Source organism: Stenotrophomonas sp. 22DLJC03 (genome assembly GCF_056861405.1).
Window position 1 is genome coordinate 43,528 of record NZ_JBSPUG010000004.1, and the last position, 18,835, is coordinate 62,362.

Annotated in this window: 14 protein-coding genes; 8 read left to right on the plus strand and 6 right to left on the minus strand. The window is 67.7% G+C overall.

Features of this window, described 5'->3' with window-relative positions; translation table 11 throughout:
* Window positions 1-27: 27 nt before the first annotated feature.
* Complete coding sequence (locus AC13GA_RS15280) at window positions 28-933, plus strand: recombination-associated protein RdgC (RefSeq protein ID WP_005411825.1); 906 nt, start codon at window positions 28-30, stop codon at window positions 931-933.
* A gap of 59 nt (window positions 934-992) precedes the next feature.
* Complete coding sequence (locus AC13GA_RS15285; protein ID WP_046984705.1) at window positions 993-1,772, plus strand: M48 family metallopeptidase; 780 nt, start codon at window positions 993-995, stop codon at window positions 1,770-1,772.
* A 377-nt stretch (window positions 1,773-2,149) separates the two neighbouring features.
* On the opposite strand, the gene AC13GA_RS15290 is transcribed toward AC13GA_RS15285, so the two are convergent.
* Complete coding sequence (locus AC13GA_RS15290) at window positions 2,150-3,016, minus strand: methylglyoxal synthase (protein ID WP_253079662.1); 867 nt, start codon at window positions 3,014-3,016, stop codon at window positions 2,150-2,152.
* A gap of 167 nt (window positions 3,017-3,183) precedes the next feature.
* On the opposite strand from AC13GA_RS15290, the gene AC13GA_RS15295 reads away from it, so the two are divergent.
* The gene (locus tag AC13GA_RS15295) at window positions 3,184-5,592 is read left to right on the plus strand and encodes an ATP-binding protein (protein WP_482998471.1); all 2,409 of its coding nucleotides are present in this window, start codon (window positions 3,184-3,186) and stop codon (window positions 5,590-5,592) included.
* On the opposite strand, the gene AC13GA_RS15300 is transcribed toward AC13GA_RS15295, so the two are convergent.
* The 3 genes from AC13GA_RS15300 to AC13GA_RS15310 form a co-directional block, all read right to left on the minus strand.
* Entirely contained in the window at window positions 5,578-7,023 is a 1,446-nt protein-coding gene (locus tag AC13GA_RS15300) for an FAD-dependent oxidoreductase (RefSeq protein ID WP_046984763.1), read from the minus strand. The two genes, AC13GA_RS15295 and AC13GA_RS15300, sit on opposite strands and share 15 nt — an antisense overlap.
* 50 nt (window positions 7,024-7,073) lie before the next feature.
* Complete coding sequence (gltB, locus tag AC13GA_RS15305) at window positions 7,074-11,528, minus strand: glutamate synthase large subunit (protein WP_337302969.1); 4,455 nt, start codon at window positions 11,526-11,528, stop codon at window positions 7,074-7,076.
* A 175-nt stretch (window positions 11,529-11,703) separates the two neighbouring features.
* Entirely contained in the window at window positions 11,704-12,093 is a 390-nt protein-coding gene (locus tag AC13GA_RS15310) for an I78 family peptidase inhibitor (protein WP_029380146.1), read from the minus strand.
* Window positions 12,094-12,204: 111 nt separating this feature from the next.
* Here AC13GA_RS15310 and AC13GA_RS15315 point away from each other — a divergent pair, with 111 nt between their 5' ends.
* Window positions 12,205-13,260: a DNA topoisomerase IB gene (locus AC13GA_RS15315; protein ID WP_046984764.1), complete on the plus strand. Its 1,056-nt coding sequence runs from the start codon at window positions 12,205-12,207 to the stop codon at window positions 13,258-13,260.
* Here AC13GA_RS15315 and AC13GA_RS15320 read toward each other — a convergent pair.
* On the minus strand, window positions 13,238-13,546 hold the full coding sequence (locus tag AC13GA_RS15320; RefSeq protein WP_046984765.1) for a putative periplasmic lipoprotein: 309 nt from the start codon (window positions 13,544-13,546) through the stop codon (window positions 13,238-13,240). The two genes, AC13GA_RS15315 and AC13GA_RS15320, sit on opposite strands and share 23 nt — an antisense overlap.
* A 195-nt stretch (window positions 13,547-13,741) precedes the next feature.
* Between AC13GA_RS15320 and AC13GA_RS15325 the strand changes: the two genes are divergently transcribed.
* The 3 genes from AC13GA_RS15325 to AC13GA_RS15335 all read left to right on the plus strand — a co-directional run bounded on the left by AC13GA_RS15325 (window position 13,742) and on the right by AC13GA_RS15335 (window position 17,199).
* Complete coding sequence (locus AC13GA_RS15325; RefSeq protein ID WP_482998472.1) at window positions 13,742-14,848, plus strand: SDR family oxidoreductase; 1,107 nt, start codon at window positions 13,742-13,744, stop codon at window positions 14,846-14,848.
* A gap of 119 nt (window positions 14,849-14,967) precedes the next feature.
* A complete protein-coding gene (locus AC13GA_RS15330; RefSeq protein ID WP_482998473.1) occupies window positions 14,968-16,383 on the plus strand; it encodes an XVIPCD domain-containing protein in 1,416 nt (471 codons plus the stop codon).
* Window positions 16,384-16,386: 3 nt separating this feature from the next.
* Window positions 16,387-17,199: a hypothetical protein gene (locus AC13GA_RS15335; RefSeq protein WP_482998474.1), complete on the plus strand. Its 813-nt coding sequence runs from the start codon at window positions 16,387-16,389 to the stop codon at window positions 17,197-17,199.
* On the opposite strand, the gene AC13GA_RS15340 is transcribed toward AC13GA_RS15335, so the two are convergent.
* A complete protein-coding gene (locus AC13GA_RS15340; protein ID WP_136638450.1) occupies window positions 17,134-18,255 on the minus strand; it encodes a serine hydrolase domain-containing protein in 1,122 nt (373 codons plus the stop codon). The genes AC13GA_RS15335 and AC13GA_RS15340 overlap by 66 nt on opposite strands.
* 191 nt (window positions 18,256-18,446) lie before the next feature.
* Between AC13GA_RS15340 and AC13GA_RS15345 the strand changes: the two genes are divergently transcribed.
* Window positions 18,447-18,833, plus strand: a complete 387-nt coding sequence (locus AC13GA_RS15345) for a BlaI/MecI/CopY family transcriptional regulator (RefSeq protein ID WP_136638451.1) — start codon at window positions 18,447-18,449, stop codon at window positions 18,831-18,833.
* Window positions 18,834-18,835: the final 2 nt, after the last annotated feature.

Sequence of the window (18,835 nt, forward strand, 5' to 3'; positions counted from 1 at the left end):
CCCTTCTCCTTCAGACACCGGAATTCCATGTTCTTTCGCAACCTGACGTTCTTCCGCTTCCCGACCACCACCGATTTTTCCGAAGTCGACACGCTGCTGCCGCATGCCCTGTTGAAGCCGGTCGGCGCACTGGAAATGAATTCGCGCGGCTTCATCTCGCCGTTCGGCCGCGAGGAGAAGGAACTGCTCTCCCACCGCATCGCCGAGCACCTGTGGCTGACCGTGGGCGGCGAAGACAAGATCCTGCCGGCAGCGGTGGTCAACGACCTGCTCGAGCGCAAGCTGGAGGAGATCGAGGAGAAGGAAGGCCGCCGCCCCGGTGGCCGCGAGCGCAAGCGCATGAAGGACGACCTGCTGCATGAACTGCTGCCGCGCGCCTTCGTGAAGTCCTCGCGCAACGACGCCTTCATCGACCTGCAGCACGGCTACGTCGCGGTGGATACCTCCAGCCGGAAGACCGGCGAGTACTTCATGTCCGACATCCGTGGCCTGCTCGGCAGCTTCCCGGCGATGCCGCTGAACGCCGAAGTCGCGCCGCGCTCGATCCTGACCGGCTGGATCGCCGGCGAGCCGCTGCCGACCGGGCTGAGCCTGGGCGAAGAGTGCGAGATGAAGGACCCGGTGGAAGGTGGTGCAGTGGTCAAGTGCCAGCACCAGGAACTGCGCTGCGACGAGATCGACAAGCATCTTGACGCCGGCAAGCAGGTGACCAAGCTGGCGCTGATCTTCGAAGACAACCTGTCCTTCGTCATCGGCGACGACCTGATCGTACGCAAGCTGAAGTTCCTCGACGGCGCGCTGGACCAGCTGGAGCATGCCGACGAAGACGGCCGACGCGCCGAGTTTGATGCCCGCTTCGCCCTGCAGAGTGCCGAGATCCGCCGCCTGTTCCTGTTGCTGGAAGAAGCCTTCAAGCTCAGCAAGGCTGACTGAACAGGCAGCCCGACGGCCGCCGGTCATCCGGCGGCCCGAAGCGGCGCTATGCTGGGTACATGAGCCGTCTGCTGCGCCGCCTGATCAGCCCGACCCCGCCCGCCACCGTCCAGCGCGACACCGTTCGCCTGCGCCTGGAGGATGCCGAGATCGAGGTGCTGCGCGTGCGTGATCCGCGTGCGCGCCGCATCAAGCTGAGCGTGGACGAGCGCGGCGCACGCTTGACCCTGCCGCCGCGTGCAAGCCTGGTGATGGGCGAACGCTTCCTGGAACAGCACCGTGACTGGTTGGCACTGCAGCTACGCCAGTACCAGGGCCAGGAACTGCCAGCACCCCTGCAGCCGGGCGAAGCCGGCGTGCTGCCACTGCGCGGTGAACTGCTGCCACTGCGCTGGCAGGAAGGCCGTTACGCGCGCCTGGAGATCGACGACCACGGTGCCTGCGTGCAATGGCCGACCCGTGCCGGTGATGCCACACTGCGCCGCCTGCTGCGCGAGTTCTACGAAGCGCAGACCCGCGCCGACGTCGGCCGCTGGCTGCCGAAGTACCTGCCGGGCCTGCCGCGTGCACCCAGCCGTCTGCGCCTGAAGGTGATGTCTTCGCAATGGGGCTCGCTGGCACCCGATGGCAGCATGGCGCTGGACCTGGCCCTGGTGCTCGGTCGACCGGAAGCGTTCGAATATGTGCTGGTGCACGAACTCTGCCACCTGATCCAGGCCAACCACTCGCCCGCGTTCTGGCACGAAGTGGAACAACGCTTCCCCGCCTGGCGCGAACAGCGCGACTACTTCCAGCTGGAAGGGCGCCGCTTGAAAGCCATGCTTCGCCAGCTTCTGTAACTGTAGAGCCGAGCCCACGCTCGGCTGCCGTTGAATGCAAGCGAGCATGGGCCAGGAGCGCGCGCAGCGCGCGACCCGCTCCTGCTCTTCCTTCCTTCTTCCGTGGCTGAGCACGCACGGAAACTGTCTGAGGCCGGGCGGGTGAGCCATGCAGGGGCGTTGGCGCCATGGATGGCGCCATCGAGCTTACAGGGGTGAAGGCGCTTTGCTTGCGAAGCACTGCTTCGCAAGCGCCTGAACGCACAGCCGCCAGCGGCTGGGCCGGGCCCCGGAGGGGGACTTGCAGCGACCCCTGCGCAATTCACCCCGCCCGGCCAAGCACGGCTTTGCCTTCAGATGTCACCCACCAAGAGGGGCTCAGCCGTTGGCCGAAACCCTCACCCCGCCCGCAGCGCCGCCGCCGTCGCCCACCGCGCCGCCACCCGTGGCGCCGTAATGCACACCGCCTGGTCGGTCACCGTCGTCACCGCACGCTCCAGCAGCTGGATATCCGCCTCATGCTGGCGCGCCACATGCGGATCCTCGAAGAAGATCGCGCGTTGGCAGCGGCCTTCCAGTACCCGGTCAGCAATCTGCGCATCCCCGCCCATCGGGCCACTCTGGTAGCGCGTCACCCATGGCGTATCGCTGGGCCAACCGCGGCTCCAGGCCAGCTCGTTCAAGCGCTGGCCGGTGGTGCCGGTTGCCACGCGTTCGCCGAACCGGGCCAGCACATCGAAGTGCTCATCTGCGAAGGCCAGCATCGCCGGCTTCATCGCATCGTGCGCGATCAGCGCCAGTGTCTGGTCTTCGAACGCATGCAGATCGTCGGCGCCGGCATCGGCCGCCAGCCCGGCGTGGATGCGTTCGACCTCGACCCAGTCGCGCGCCGTCGCCACCGTCGAAATGAACGGCTTGCCGTGGATCACGCACTGCCGTTTCAATGCCGTGGCTTCCGGAAACACCGAGGACGGATCGACCGGATCAATCAGATAGATCGCACCATCCAGTGTCCGATCCGGCCCCATGCCGACCACCTCGGCGACCAGCTTCATCAACCCGCCTTCGCGGCCATAGGGATAACGGTGCAGGCCGCCGTATCCGGCCAGGAAGCCGTGCCGTTCGATCGCATCATGGGTACGCCCGACCGCGTGCAGCGATACACCGAGTTCGCGCAGGCCAGCCTCACTGGCACGCAGCCAACGAAACAGGGCGGCGCGCACGTCGTGGTGGTGGAGACGGTTGGCAGCCAGGCCGATACGCATCAAGAGCTCCGCAGGTACGGGTGAAGGCGGCAGTGTATGTCGCCATTAGCGCTTCCGGATGCTTTTGCAACTTTCTTCATTGCCGCCCGTCCGCAGGTCGATAGCGTGTCACGCAGCGGTACCGCTGCGCGGCCGTTGTTTCCGCCTGCGAAATGAGGAAGTCCACCGTGAATGCCGCCGGCCTCCCTGCAGCTGTTGCTGTCATGGTCTGCCTGATGCTGCCCGCAACTGCGTCTGCGGCTGGCTGCGAGACACCGCTGCGCATTGCCTTGCCCTCCGATCGGGCGCCGTTGTCGTCCGTGGTCGAGGGCCAGGCGGACGGGGTCAGCGCGACCTACCTGAACCTGCTGGGCGAACAACGGCCGCTGCAGGCGCAACTGCTGCCGGCCACGGCGGTCGTCGAAGGCTTGTTGCCGCCCGCCACCCAGGCGTTGCTGGGCTGGCCGCACTCGCAGCTGCCTGCCGGCTGGGTGGCCAGCGCACCGTACCTGCAGCTGCCGCAGGTGATCGTGCGCCGCGCCGATGCGCGGCCGGTACTGGGGCTGGACGACCTGCGCGAGCACGCGGTGGCCAGTCCCGACCGGCTGCCGTTGGCCACGCTGCTGGCCGAGCAGGCTCCGGGTGCACAGCTGCTGCCGCCGGCGCCGTTGGATGATGCGCTGTCGCTGCTGGGCACCGGTCTGATCGACGCGGTGATCGCCAATCTCGGCGAGGTCGAGGCCGCGCTGCGCCGCTACCAGGGTGATCGGCTGATGATTGCCGCGCCAGCCGGGTTCAACGACGCGCTGGTGCTGGCCACCGTACCGGCCTGCGCCGGCGTCATCCCCGATTTCGAGCATGCAATGTCGCAGCTGACCGACACGCAGCGCGACGCGATCCGCACAGCATGGCTGCCGGCCCGGCCACGCAACCCGCCGTCGTCGTCCCCCTTGCGTTGGTTGGTGCCGGCCTCGCTGATCCTGCTGGCGCTCGCGCTGGTCTACGCCTTCGGCTACTGGCGCGTACATCGCGAAAGCGCAAGGCGTCGCATCGCCGCGCAACGCCTGCAGGAAGTGACCGCGAACCTGCCGGCTGTGGTCTACCAGGCGCGCCGCACCGCTACCGGGGACTACAGCTTTCCGCAGATTGCCGGCGATGTGCAGGCGCTGTTCGGGGTGAGCGTGGAGACCGCGCGGATCGACCACCCGCGGCTGCTGGCTGCGGTCCATCCCGATGACCGGACTGTGGTGATGGGCTGTGTCGAAGCGGCTGCATTGGCCCGTGGACCGATCGACGTCACCTTCCGTACGCGCTCGCCACAGGGCTGGCGCTGGGTGCATTCGCAGGGCCGCACGCTGGCGTGCGATGACAGCAACGTTGAGTGGAGCGGCTACTGGATGGATGTCAGCGAGGTGCACACACGTACCCAGGCGCTTGCAGATGCACGGCGCGAGGCCGAACAGGCCGCGCTGGCCAAGACCCATTTCCTGGCGACCATGAGTCACGAGATCCGCACGCCGATGAGCACGCTGCTGGGCATGCTCGAACGATTGGCCGCCAGTGATCTGGACCCGCGGCAGCAACAGGTGCTGGCCACCATCGGCGACGCCGCGCAGATGCTGCGGCAGATCCTCGACGACGTGCTGCACAGCCAGCGCCTGCAACCCGCGCCACTGCAACGGCAGCCGACCGATCTGGCCGCATTGCTGCGGGCAGTGCAGCAGCTGCTGCTGCCGGTGGCTGCCAGCCGAGGCCTGTACCTGCGAATCCATCTCGATCCTGCGCTGCAGGCCGGGTCGCTGGCCGACAGCCTGCGCCTGCGCCAGATCCTGTTCAACCTGGTCGGAAATGCGCTCAAGTTCACCCTGCATGGCGGGGTGGAACTACGGGTGCAGGTGCTGCAGCAGCACGCACAGGGGCAGCGGTTGCGCCTGCAGGTAAGCGACAGTGGCGTGGGCATCAGTGCGGAACGGCAGCAGGCGGTGTTTGCTGCCTACACCCAGGCCGAGGCTTCGACCACGCGCCGCTTCGGCGGCAGTGGACTGGGCCTGGCAATCTGCCGTGAGCTGGCCGTGTCGATGGGGGGAGACCTGCAGCTGCACAGCACGACCGGCGAGGGCACCACGGTGTGGCTGGAGCTGGACCTGAGTGCCTGCGAGCTGCCTGCTGGCGCGCCATCACCTGCGATCGCCGAGGAACCGCCGTTGCCGCCGGCGCGGGTACTTGTGGCCGAAGACCATCCCACCAACCTGCAGCTGCTGGAGCAGCGCCTGCACGACCTGGGGTTGCAGGTGCATGCCTGCGCCGATGGAGCGCAGGCCCTGCGGGCCTGGCAGTCGCAGCCATTCGAACTGGTGATCACCGACTGCCACATGCCGGGCATGGATGGCTTCGCGCTGGCACGGGCGATCCGTGCTGACAGCTGCCAGCACCGCGCGCGGGTACCGATCATAGCGCTCACCGCCAGCGTTCTGGAACGCACCCGCGAGGCTTGCCGCGACGCTGGCATCGATCACTTCCTGGCCAAGCCGTTGGAGCCGCGTGAACTGCGTGCATTGCTTGCGGCGCTGCTGGCGCCGGACTCAGTGCGCCAGTAGCCGGACGATGCTGGCGGCGGCGTCGCGGCCTTCAGCTACCGCAGTCACCACCAGGTCGGCACCGCGCACCGCATCACCTCCGGCGAACAGGCGCGGATGTGCTGTCTGGAACGGCAGGCGGTCCTTGCCGCCGGCGAGGATGCGGCCGTTGGACTGCCCCTCCACGCCATGTTCGGCCAGCCACGCCGGCACGCTCGGCGAGAAACCGAACGCGATGATCACCACGTCCGCTTCCAGCAGCGATTCGCTGCCCTCGATCGGTACCGCGTTCTGGCGGCCATTGGCATCGGGCTCGCCCAGCCGCGTTTCAACTACGGTCACGCCGATCACTTCGTCATCGGCACCGGCTTCGATCGACAGCGGCTGCCGGTTGAACAGGAAGCGCACGCCTTCCTCGCGCGCATTGGCCACTTCGCGCGCGCTGCCCGGCATGTTCGCTTCGTCCCGGCGGTAGGCGCAGGTCACCTTGGCCGCACCCAGGCGCACTGCGCTGCGCACGCAGTCCATGCCGGTATCGCCGCCGCCGAGCACCACCACGCGCTTGCCGTTGAGATCGGGCAGGGCGATGGTGTCTTCCCAGCCGGCGATCGGCCGGCCTTGCGGATCATCGCCACCGACGATGCGGCTGTTCTGCACCAGGAAGGGCAACGCCGGCAGCACGCCCTTCAGGTCCTGGCCGTCGAGGCCGCCATCGGTGTAGCGGTAGGCGCCGGTGCCGAGGAACACCGCGTCGTGCGTATCCAGCAATTGCTGCAGGCTGATGTCACGGCCGATCTCTACCCCCAGGCGGAACTGCACGCCCATGCCTTCGAGCACCTCACGGCGGCGACGGATCACGTCCTTGTCCAGCTTGAAGCTGGGAATGCCGAACTGCAGCAGCCCACCGACCTGCTCGTAGCGGTCGTAGACCACGGCGGCGATGCCGGCATGCGCGAGGCGGTCGGCGCAGGCCAGACCGGCCGGGCCGGCGCCGATCACCGCTACCGTGTGGCCGGTGGCCTGCACGGCGGCCATGTCCGGCCGCCAGCCGGTGGCCAGCGCGGTATCGACGATGTACTTCTCCACTGCGCCGATGGTCACCGCACCGAACTCCTCCAGCGTGCAGCTGCCTTCGCACAGCCGGTCCTGCGGGCACACCCGGCCGCACACTTCCGGCAACGGGTTGGTGCTGTGGCACAGGGTGGCCGCTTCATGGATGCGGTTTTCCTGCACCAGCTGCAGCCACTGCGGAATGGCGTTGTGCACCGGGCACTTCCAGCTGCAGTAGGGGTTGCCGCAGTCCAGGCAGCGCCCGGCCTGGTACTGGGCATCTTCCTTGCCGAATTTTCCGTACAGCTCGCCCCAGTCGCCGGAGGTGCGCAGTTCCACCGGAATGCGCTGCGGCATGGTGCGGGGCAGGTCGAGGAACTGGAAGGCGTGCTTGCGGCTCATGGCGGGCTCTGTGGTGTTTTCCGGTTGCCGGCCAGCGGCCGGCACTACCGTTATGCGGCGCGGCGCAGGGTTTCGGTCAGGGATTCGATGCTGGCGGCCTTGGGTTTGACCAGCCAGAACCTGCCGATGTAATCGCGGAACTCGTCCAGGATCTGTTGTGCCCAGATGCTGCCGGTCAGCTCGCGGTGGCGGCCGATCAGGCGGTGCAGGTGCTGGCGGTAGTTCTCGAAGCCCTCGGCCGATACGCGGTGGATGTCGATCAGCTCGTGGTTGTAGCGGTCGACGAAATCGCGGTCGACGTCCAGCACGTAGGCCAGGCCACCGGTGAAGCCGGCACCGAAGTTCAGGCCGACCTTGCCCAGCACCAGCACCACGCCATCGGTCATGTATTCACAGCAGTGGTCACCGGCGCCTTCCACCACCGCCAGCGCGCCGGAATTGCGCACAGCAAAGCGTTCGCCAGCGCGACCGGCCGCGAACAGTTCGCCGCCGGTGGCGCCGTACAGGCAGGTGTTGCCGATGATGGCCGTGCTGCGTGCCTCGAAGCGCGCGCCGCGCGGCGGACGCACCACCAGGCGGCCGCCGGCCATGCCCTTGCCGACGTAATCGTTGGCTTCGCCTTCCACTTCCAGATGCAGGCCGCCGACGTTGAACGCGCCGAAGCTCTGCCCGGCACTGCCGCGGAAGCGTAGTTCCAACGGTGATTCGGCCATGCCCTGGTTGCCATGCGCGCGTGCCACCGCACCGGACAGGCGGGTGCCGATGCTGCGGTCGGTGTTGTGGATCAGGAAGCGGTGTTCGCCACCGCGCTTGTGCTCAATGGAATCGGCCAACAGGCCATCCATCTGCGTGGCCAGGCTGTCCGGCGATTCGTACAGGCGCTGCGCGGCACAGTGGCTGCCTTCGTAACGGGCATCGGCCAGCAGGCGCGACAGGTCCACGCGCACGCCGTCGCGTGGCGCCGCCTCGATCTGCCGCAGCAGGTCAGTACGGCCGACGATCTCTTCCAGCGAGCGCACGCCCAGGTAGGACAGCCAGCCACGCACTTCCTCGGCCAGCAGGCGGAAGAAGTTCTCCACGCGCTCGGGCTGGCCGGTGAAGTGGTTCTCGCGCAGGCGCTCATCCTGGGTGGCAACGCCGGTGGCGCAGTTGTTGAGGTGGCAGATGCGCAGGTACTTGCAGCCGAGCACGATCATCGGCGCGGTGCCGAAGCCGAAGCTGTCCGCGCCCAGCAGTGCGGCCTTGACCACATCCAGGCCGGTCTTCAGGCCGCCGTCGGTCTGCAGCAACGTGCGCCCGCGCAGGTCGTTGGCCAGCAGCGCCTGGTGTGCTTCGGCAATGCCCAGCTCCCACGGCACACCGGCATAACGGATCGAGCTGACCGGCGACGCACCGGTACCGCCATCGTGTCCGGAGATGGTGATCAGGTCCGCACCGGCCTTGACCACGCCTGCGGCGATCGTGCCCACACCGGCATGGCTGACCAGCTTCACCGACACCAGCGCGGTCGGGTTGACCTGCTTGAGGTCGTAGATCAGCTGCGCCAGATCTTCGATGGAATAGATGTCGTGGTGCGGCGGTGGCGAGATCAGGCCGATGCCCGGCCTGGCATAGCGCAGGCGTGCGATCAGTTCATTGACCTTGTGCCCGGGCAGCTGGCCGCCTTCGCCGGGCTTTGCGCCTTGGGCAACCTTGATCTGCAGCACTTCGGCGTTGACCAGGTATTCGGCGGTGACGCCGAAGCGACCCGAGGCCACCTGCTTGATCTTGCTGCGCCGCGCGGTGCCATAGCGTGCGGGATCTTCGCCACCTTCGCCGGAATTGCTGCGGCCGCCAAGGCGGTTCATGGCGATGGCCAGCGCTTCATGCGCTTCCGGAGAGAGGGCGCCGAGACTGATGGCGGCAGTGTCGAAGCGCGGGAACAGTTCGCTGGCTGGAGCCACGTCATCCAGCGGTGTCGGCGCAGCGGCTGGAACCAGTTCCAGCAGGTCGCGCAGCGCCGATGGCGGGCGCGCATGCACCGCATCGCAGTACTGCTGCCACGCACGCGGGTCGCCACTGCGCGCCGCGCGCTGCAGGGTGGTCACCACGTCCGGGTTGTACATGTGGTACTCGCCGCCGTGCACATACTTCAGCAGGCCGCCGACATCCACGCCCTGCTGCGCGTCCCAGGCCTGAGCGCACAGTTCGCGGGCGTCGGCATCCAGCCGCGCGAAGCCGGCGCCGCCGATGCGCGAGGCGGTGTCGGGGAAGCACAGGTCCACGACTTCCGGCTCCAGACCGATGATCTCGAACAGCTGCGCGCCGCGGTAACTGGCCACGGTGCAGATGCCCATCTTCGAGATGATCTTGGACAGGCCCTTGTAGATGCCCTTGCGGTAGCGGCGGCCGATCTGCGATTGCTCGCCGCCCTTGCTGAGCTTGAGGATGCCACGACGGCCGAGGTCGAACAGGGTCTGGTAGGCCAGGTACGGATACACCGCGGTGGCGCCGAAGCCGAGCAGGCAGGCCATGTGGTGCGGATCGCGCGCGGTACCGGTTTCCACGATCAGGTTGACGTCGCAGCGCAGGCCCAGGCGCGACAGGTGGTGGTGGACCGCACTGGTGGCCAGCAGGGCATGCACCATCGGACGCCCGGCCACCGGGTAGCGGTCGGACAACAGCAGCATCACCATGCCATCGTGCGCGGCCTGTTCGGCTTCGGCGCAGATGCGCTCGATGCCGGCACGCAGGCCTTCATCCTCGCCGTAGGACAGGTCGAGCAGGCGGTTGGCCTGCACGTACTGGTCCATCTTCAGCAGCTGGCGCAGCTTGCGCTGGCTCAGCACCGGCGAGTTGAGGATGACGTGGTTCACCGTCTCCGGGCCGGCATGGAAGATGTTGGTCTCCTTGCCGAGCTGGGTGGACAGCGACATCGCGCAGTCTTCGCGCAGCGGGTCGATCGGCGGGTTGGTGACCTGCGCGAAGGCTTGGCGGAAGTAGTCGTACAGCGGACGGCTGCGCTGGCTGAGCACGGCCATGGGCGTGTCATCGCCCATCGAGCCAGTGGCTTCCTGCTCGGTCTCGGCCAAGGGCCGCAGCACCTGCTCCACTTCCTCACTGCTGAGCTGGTACAGCTTGTGGTAGCTGCGCAGGGTGCCTTCGTCGAACGGTTCCTCCACCAGCGATGGATCGATCAATTCGGTCTGCAGGTAGGTCACGCCCTGCTGCAGCCATTGCTTGTACGGCGCGCGACCGCGGTTGATGCGGTCCACCGCATCCGAATCGAGCAGGTCGCCGCGCTTGAGATCGATGGCGATCATCTCGCCCGGGCCGAGCTTGCCCTTGCGCACCACGCGCTCGGTGGGCACTTCCCATACGCCTGCTTCGGAGGCGACCAGGAAATGGCGGTCGGCGGTCAGCATCCAGCGCGCCGGGCGCAGGCCGTTGCGGTCCAGCGTGCACACCGCATAGCGGCTGTCACAGGCAACGATGCCGGCCGGGCCGTCCCACGGCTCGCTGTTCAGGCCGTGGAATTCGTAGAACGCGGCCAGGTCCGGGTCCTTGAATTCCAGCGACTGCGTTGCCGGCGGCACCAGGATGCGCAGGGCCTGGATCAGCTCCATGCCACCGGCGACCATCAGTTCCAGCATGTTGTCCAGGCTCTGCGAATCGGAGCCATGCATGGAGATGACCGGGTCGAACTCACCGATGTCGAAGCGCGGCGTCTTCCACACCTTGCTGCGCGCCTGCGCCCAACGTCGGTTGCCTTCAATGGTGTTGATCTCGCCGTTGTGGGCGAGCATCCGGAACGGGTGTGCCAGCGGCCAGCGCGGCAGCGTGTTGGTGGAGAAGCGCTGGTGGAACACGATCGCGCTGGAGGCCAGTTCGCGGCGCTGCAGGTCCAGGAAGAAGCGGCTGAGCTTGTCTGGCAGCACCATGCCCTTGTAGCTGATCGCATCCGGGGTGAGGGTGGTGACGTAGAAATCGGCATGCTCGCGCAGCTGCTGTTCGCTGCGACGGCGGGCCAGGAACAGCGCCAGCGCGAAGCCAGCATCATCCTGGCCGACGCCGGCGTCGACGAACACCTGCTCGATGCGCGGCAGCGTGTCGCGCGCCAGCTGGCCGCAGACGCTGTCATCGGTGGGCACCTCGCGCCAGCCGGCGAGCTTGCAGCCCACCGCTTCCAGCTGCGCCTGCAGCTGCGTACGGCACGCCTGCGCGGAATCGGCATCGTGTGGCAGGAACACCAGGCCGGCGGCGAAGCGTGCGGAGACCGCGATGTCGGCTTCGCTGGCCAGCAGTTTCAGGAAGGCATCGGGGCGGCGCAGCAGCAGGCCGCAGCCATCACCGGTCAGGCCATCGGCGGCGACACCGCCACGGTGGGTCATGCGCGAAAGCGCGGCGATGGCGGTATCAACCAACAGGCGCGATGGTTGATCGTCGAGCTGGGCGACCATGCCAAATCCACAGGCATCGCGCTCGGAGCGCGGGTCGTAAAGCCCTTGGCGGTTGCGGGGGGCCATCTCTACCTCGATGCGGAATGAATTGAACGGGGACACTCAAGCCCGCTCAATCCCTGGAGCGCATCGTGAGGCCACCGGATGCCTCGACTAGATCACAGGTTGCTGCAACGCCGCAATACACGGTTGCAGGTGCAACAGAACGCGCCGGCAACACGGTGCCGGCGCGGGGCCGGACTCAGCCGCAGCGCGCGCCGCTGACGGCGCCCTTGGCGTCCACTTCGATGTTCAGGCGGTCGCCGAGGAACTCCATCGTGGCCACGTCGTTGGGCTTGAGCACGCGCACCTGGCTTGCGCCGGCATCTTCCTGTGCCTGCTTGCCCAGTGCATCGGTGTAGGCCTGGCCGACCAGGCTCTGCACCTGGCTGGCATCGCAGGTGCCGACCGGCGGAGCCTCGGTGGCCTTGCCGGCTTCGTCGGCCGGCGCCTTGGCTGCTTCGGCGGCCTGCTGGGCGTGGGCCGTGGCCGAATCCTGTTCATCCAGCGCCGGTGCCTGGCAGGCGGTCAGGGCCAGCACGGCCGGCAGCAACAGGGCGGAGAGCGAACGGGCGCGAATCGGGAACGACATCATGACTCCGGAAGGGGTTGTGAAGACCCGAGCATAGCGGCGAACCGGCCCTCACGTGTTTGTCTTGTGTTATCGACAGGATCGCGGCATGGCGACGGCGACACTACAGGCATGCCAACCCCCTCCACCCCCGAACGACAGGCCGCACGCGCGGCCGGCCTGCGCTATGTCGACGACACCCAGCCGGGCATCAGCCGGCGCCGCGCAGGCAAGGGTTTCAGCTACCGCGATGCTGATGGCCACGCGATACGCGACGCCACCACCCTGCAACGCATCCGTGCGCTGGCGATTCCGCCGGCGTATACCGCCGTGTGGATCTGCGCCCACGCCAACGGCCACTTGCAGGCCACCGGCCGCGATGCACGCGGCCGCAAGCAGTACCGCTACCACGCCGACTGGGCCAAGGAGCGCGACGCCGGCAAGTTCGACCGCATCATCGCCTTTGGCGAGGCCTTGCCCGCGCTGCGGCGGCGGTTGTCGCGGGATCTCAAGCGACCTGGGTTTCCGCAGGAAAAGGTGCTGGCCATGGTGGTCGCGCTGTTGGCGGACACCTTGGTTCGGGTCGGCAATGAAACCTATGCACAACAGAACCGCTCGTTCGGACTGACCACACTGCGCAACCGCCATCTGGAGTTGCTGCGCGGCGGCCGGGTACGCATGCGTTTCCGTGGCAAGTCCGGCCAGCTGCAGGAAGTGACGGTGGGCGATCGCAGGCTGGGACTGCTGGTACGGCGCCTGCAGCAGCTGCCGGGGCAGGCGCTGTTCCAGTACCGCGATGACGACGGTGCGCTGCAGCCGGTGGATTCCGGCGCGGTGAACGACTACCTGCGCGGGGTGATGGGCGAGGACTTCACTGCCAAGGATTTCCGCACCTGGGGCGGAACGGTGGCGGCGGTGCAGGCGTTCGCCGCCACCGAGCTGCCGGAACCGGCCAGCCAGCGCGCGCTGGCGCAGGCGCAGCGCGCGGTGGTGTGCGAAGTGGCGGCGCTGCTGGGCAACACCCCGGCGGTATGCCGCAAGGCCTACATCGACCCTTGCGTGTTCGTCGGCTGGGAGCGCGGCGAACTGGCTAAGCTGGCCGGCCTGCGTGGGCCGCGCCAGTGGGAACAGGCCACCTTGCGCGTGCTGCGCAGGGCGCGCAGGCTCAGCCGCAGTAGATCGCGGTGATGTTGTTGGTGCGGCCCTTCTCTATGGTCAGCCGGTCGCCGCCCTCGCTGGCCGGCGGCACCCGCGGACCGTCGTGGCGCAGCACCCGCACGTGCAGGCTGTCGCTGTCCACGCGTGCGCGGGCCACGGTGGCATCCGAAGCGGCCAGGCCCAGTGCGCCGCGCACCATGTCGCTGTGGCACTGCCCGGAAATGACGCCGTCGATTGGCTGCACCTGGGCCACCGGCGAGCTGCTGCAGGCGGCGAGGGCAAAGCAGACGGCGGCGGTGGCAATGGCATGTTTCATGGAGGCGTTCCTTGTGTGGTTGCGTGCAGCGTGCGACGCCGCACGTGGTGGCGGAATGAATACCGTGCACATCGTGGACACGGTGCGCTCACTGCCGCTAACAGGATAGGTGCAGACACTGCAGGAGCGGCGTGCGCCGCCCCCGGTAGTGCCGGCCGCTGGCCGGCAGCTCCCTTCCCTCCCGAGGAGACCTGCATGGCCACCACCAAGAAAACCCCCGTTCGCCGTAAAGCCTCGCCCAAGGTGCGTAAAGGCAGCACCGCGACGAAGACCGCTGCCGACCCCGATCGCCCACGGGTGGTGAAGACGGCAACCCGCAAGGCGGCCGCCAGCGATCCACGGGCAGCGCGCGTCGCGGCCCGACAGCGACGCCTGCAGGACCAGGAAAAGGCCAAGGACGTGCGCGCGGCAAAGAAAGCCACGAAGAAGACCGCAACCCAGGCCGGCATACGCCGACAACCGGAGGCGATGCCGGCGCAGCAGCTGGCCAAGCCCGGGCATGAACACGAGCTGGAGTTGGCGCCGCGTTTCCTTGCACCGGACTACGCCGGCAGCGGCAAGCTGCAGGGCATGCGCGCGATTGTCACCGGTGGCGATTCCGGCATCGGCCGTGCGGTGGCGGTGCTGTTCGCACGCGAAGGCGCCGATGTGGCGGTACTGCACCTGGACGAGGCTGCAGACGCCGACATCACCCGCCAGCATGTGGAGCGCGAAGGTAGCCGCTGCGTGGTGATCGCCGGCGACGTGCGCGATCCGCGCTTCTGCAACAAGGCGGTGAAGCAGGTGGCCAAGGCCTTCGGCGGCATCGACATCCTGGTCAACAATGCTGCCTTCCAGCTGCATTGCGAGCGCCTGGAGGATCTGGAGGACGCCCATCTGCAGGAAACCCTGCAGACCAACATCGGCGGCTACATCCAGATGGCGCGCGCGGTACTGCCGCATCTGGGCGAGGGTGCCAGCATCATCAACACCGGTTCGGAAACGGGAATCTTCGGCAGCAAGGCGCTGATCGACTACTCGGCCACCAAGGGCGCCATTCATGCCTTCACCAAGGCGCTGGCCAGCCAGCTGCTGCCGCGTGGCATCCGGGTCAACAGCGTGGCACCGGGTCCGGTGTGGACGCCGTTGAACCCGGCCGACAAGCTGGCGGAGGACGTGGCGGAGTTCGGCAAGGACAGCGACATGGGCCGGCCCGCACAGCCCGAAGAACTCTCGCCGGCCTACGTGTTCCTGGCTTCGCCGGTCTGTGCCAGTTACATCAGCGGGGTGATCCTGCCGGTGATGGGCGGGCCGCGGGGATGAGGCCGGGCGCGGCATGTGCTGCCTGAATGGGGCGTGGCGCGGGGTGTGCGCTGTGTCAAAAGCACCGCCGGGCGGCTGGGGTAGGCTGACTCCCAACCGATCACGTTCAAGGACCGACCATGCCCGAGATGGACATCAACGCGGCGGCCAATGAAGTCGTCGCGCTTTTACGACAGAACGACGCGCGCGGTGCCGCCGTTCGCCTGGAGGCCCTGCACGACGGCCAGAGTGTCGTGGTGCAGGAATCGCTGGATCGCTACATTTCGGCGCGTGCCGCCACCGAACTCGAGGCGTTGCGACGCAGCGGTGGTGTTGCCGCAGCGGATGCGGCAACGGTGAACCCGATGCTGGATCGCCTGGGCGAGGCGACGCGGCCACCGCGGATGCCCGATGCGGCAGAGACCGCAGCGCTGAGCCAGGCCCAGCAGTACGATGTGTATGGCAGCATCGTGGCCCAGCGCGGCAACACTGCGGCGAATGACGCGATGGCAACGCAGGACCGCGTGGTGCTGGGGCTGCGCGACGAGAACCGCACCACCGAGGCGCGCGGGCGTGGCGTCTACGACGACCGCATCGTGGTGCTGTGGAAGGATGCGCAGGGCCAAGGCCATGTGCGTGAGTTCAACCAGGCGACGACCGAACCGACCGCCCAGTACGACGGCCATGCCAAGACCACGCCGCGCAGCCCGGGCTTCGGCAACGTGGCACCGCGTACCAAGACCGAGGGTGAGGACGTCAACGGCGACCGGGTCAAGGACCTGGGGCGCTTGGGCGAGGGCACCACCGAGATGCGCGCAACGACCCATCCGCGCAATGGTCATCCCGATGAGTTTGCGCTGCGCCCCTCGCAGGACGCGATCACCGCAGGCGCCGGCCGTGTGGAGCGCGACAGCAATGGCGATGGCTGGTTCGATGCGCGCGATACCCAGGGCGTGCAGGACCTCAACGACACCTTCAAGATCCATCGTGGCAGCCGCTCCAACACCGATTCGGCCGGCTGCCAGACCATCGGCGGCGGTGAGTACGACGACTTCGTGTCGACGGTGCGCGGCACGCCTGGGCAGAACCGTTGGCAGTACGTGCTGACCTCGGTTGCCCCCGGCCAGGCGCGCGAGCTGGGGCAGGACGTGCCGCTCGCGGCCACTGACGATCCCCGTCAGCCGCAGCATCGCGATCATGCCCTGCAGCAGCAGATCAGCACGCGCCTGCAGGCCCTGGGCGGACGCTACGCCGAGCATGCCGATGACTACAGTCTGGTGATGCTGCGCGAAGCGAAGGCCGCGGGCATCACCCGGGTCGACCAGATCGTGGCCAGCAATCCCAGTGCTGGACGTGCGGCGGGCGAGACACTGTTCCTGATGCAGGGCAGTCCGGGCGATCCTGCGGCGCTGCGCGCAGGGGTCAATGCAGCCGAGGTGCGCGAAACTTCGGTGGAAACCAGCCTGCGTCAGTTGCAGCAGCAATCACGCGAACAGGCGGCACCCACACCCGCGCCTGCACACCTGCAGGAAGCGCCGGCGATGGGAGGGCGTTGAGCGATGATCCGATCACACCTGATGCCGAGCGTTTCGTTGACGCTGTTGCTGGCCTGCAGCGCCTGCGCGCCCGCTGGGGAGCGCGTCGCGCCGGTAGCGCCCACCGCCAGCTCGGCGGCGAAACCTGAGGCCTTGCCTGCGCAGACCCTCCCCACTGATCGTGGATTGCCCGCACTGCCGGAAGCCTCCGGCAGCGCCCATCCCGGCGGTCGCTACGCTGCGCTGCCCGAACCTGCCAGGCAGGTGCTGGCGCAGTTGAAGTGCGACGTGGAGAGCGTCAGCAAGGTGCAGGTGCTTTCCATTCCCGCGCAGGATGGCCAGCAGGATTTCATGGTCACCGATCGCAGCGGGCCGCGTTTCCGCTACTGGATGCGGTCGTTCTCCGGTCGTGGCGGTACCACCGGGTATCTGGTGCAGCTGCAGGACTGCCCGGCAACCACCACGGGCATGCGCGCCTACATCGCACAGGGAGCCGCACCGCTGCAGGATGTCACCGCGTCGTTGCTGGCGCAGGCCGAGCTGCCCGACGCGGCGACCATGACGGCTTACCAGGACAAGGGCGCGGGTGATCTGTTCGCATTCATCGGGGCGCTGGACAAGGTGCCGGTGCTGCGCTGGGTGGCCGAAGCAGACCCCGAACAGCCACTGGCCGTCGAGGCGCGCAGCTTCGACCATGGCAATGCCATCCACGGTGGTTTCCTGCGCTGGAACCAGGATCACTTCGAAGTGGCCAGGACCGTATCCGCCGCCCTATGGCCCTGCGACGACAGCCCGTTGCTGCCGTGCAAGGGTGACCCGTTCGTGAGCGGGCGGTGAGGCGTCACGCGCGTAGAAATCGGCAATGCGGGGGATGAACTGCTGTGGATTGGCGCCGACCAGATTGGTCAGCACCACCACCGCGACGTCGCGGTCGGGATAGACCACGAAGGCCGAGCGCGCACCGCCGATACCGGCCACCTGAAGGTCGGGCGATGCGCGCAGTACCGGCCAGCCACCCGCCCACGGGCCGGCACGGCCATCAGCCAGGCGCTCCGCGCTCCACATCCGCCGCAGGGCCGTCTCCGGCAGCAGGCGGCCTTCGGTCAACGCAACCAGCCAGCGCGCGGTGTCATCGGCGGTGGTGAGGATGCCACCACCGGCCCACAGTGAAGGCGGAATGTCGTAGAACCAGTGCGACAGGCGCGGCGGTGCATCGGCTGCGTCGGTGGCACGCGGGGCCAGGCTGTACATCGTCGCCACATCCGGGATCAGGTCGTAGCTGTCGCCAAAGGTGGTGCGTGCCATGCGCGCGCTGCTGAACTGGCCGGTGGCGAGGAATCGTTGATAGGACATGCCCGATTGCTGCGCGATGATCCGCGCCAGCAGCACGTAGTTGGTCTGGTTGTATGCGAAGCGCTGGCCGGAGGCCGCCTCCATCGGCAGCGCGGTGACCGCCGCCCACGCTTGGGCTTCGGTACCACCGCCCAGCAGTCCACTCGCATCGAGGATGTCGGGCAGTCCCGAGGTATGTGCCAGCAGTTGGCGCACACGCACGTCCTGCCAGGTGGCCGGAAGATCATCCAGATAGCGCGATGCCGGGGCATCCAGATCCACCCGGCCCTGCTGCGCCAACTGCGCGATGGCCACGCCGGTGAACGCCTTGGTGGCCGAGTTGAGCGGGAAACGGGTATCACGCGAGGCCCGCACCCCGTTCTCGACATTGGCCAGGCCATAGGCCTCGGACAGCACGACCTGCCCATCCTTGACCACTGCGATCTGCAATCCGGGGATGCGCTGCTCCAGCATGGTCTGGCGGATCAGGCGACGGGTCCGGTCGTTGGGGTGGTCCTGGCTGGCGGACACGGCGGGTAAGGGCAGGGCGCTGATGAGCATGAGCACGACTCGAAGCGTTGGGCGGAAAATGCGGGATTCCGGCGGGGCGTCGAGGATCGGATGCAGGGGGCACGGGAAAGGTTTAACGGCATTGTTGCGCCTACCGTTCGTCGGCCCATGACTTCCGGGGGGTTGACTACAGTTGTCGTCAAGCAGAAATTGGCGACACGTGTAGTCAAGGGAGTGGTGTCATGCGTGGCAAGACGATCGGGGACCAGGAACTGGCCCTGCTGCAGTACATCGATGAACATGCGCCGGCCACGGTCGGCGAGGTTGCCAGTGGCTATGGCGAGGCCCGTGGCCTGGCCCGCTCCACCGTGCTGACGATGATGGAGCGGCTGCGGGCGAAGGGGTATCTTCGTCGCCAGCAGCAGGACGGCGTCTACCGCTACCAGGCCACCCGTGGCCCGGAAAGCGTGCTGCAGGGCGCGGTGGCCCAGTTCGTCGACAACACCCTGCAGGGCTCGGTGTCGCCGTTCGTGGCCTACCTGTCGCAGCGCCAGCAGGTCAGCGACAACGAGCTGGCCGAGCTGGAAGCGCTGGTCGCCGAACTCCAATCGCGCCGCCACGAGGGCTGAGC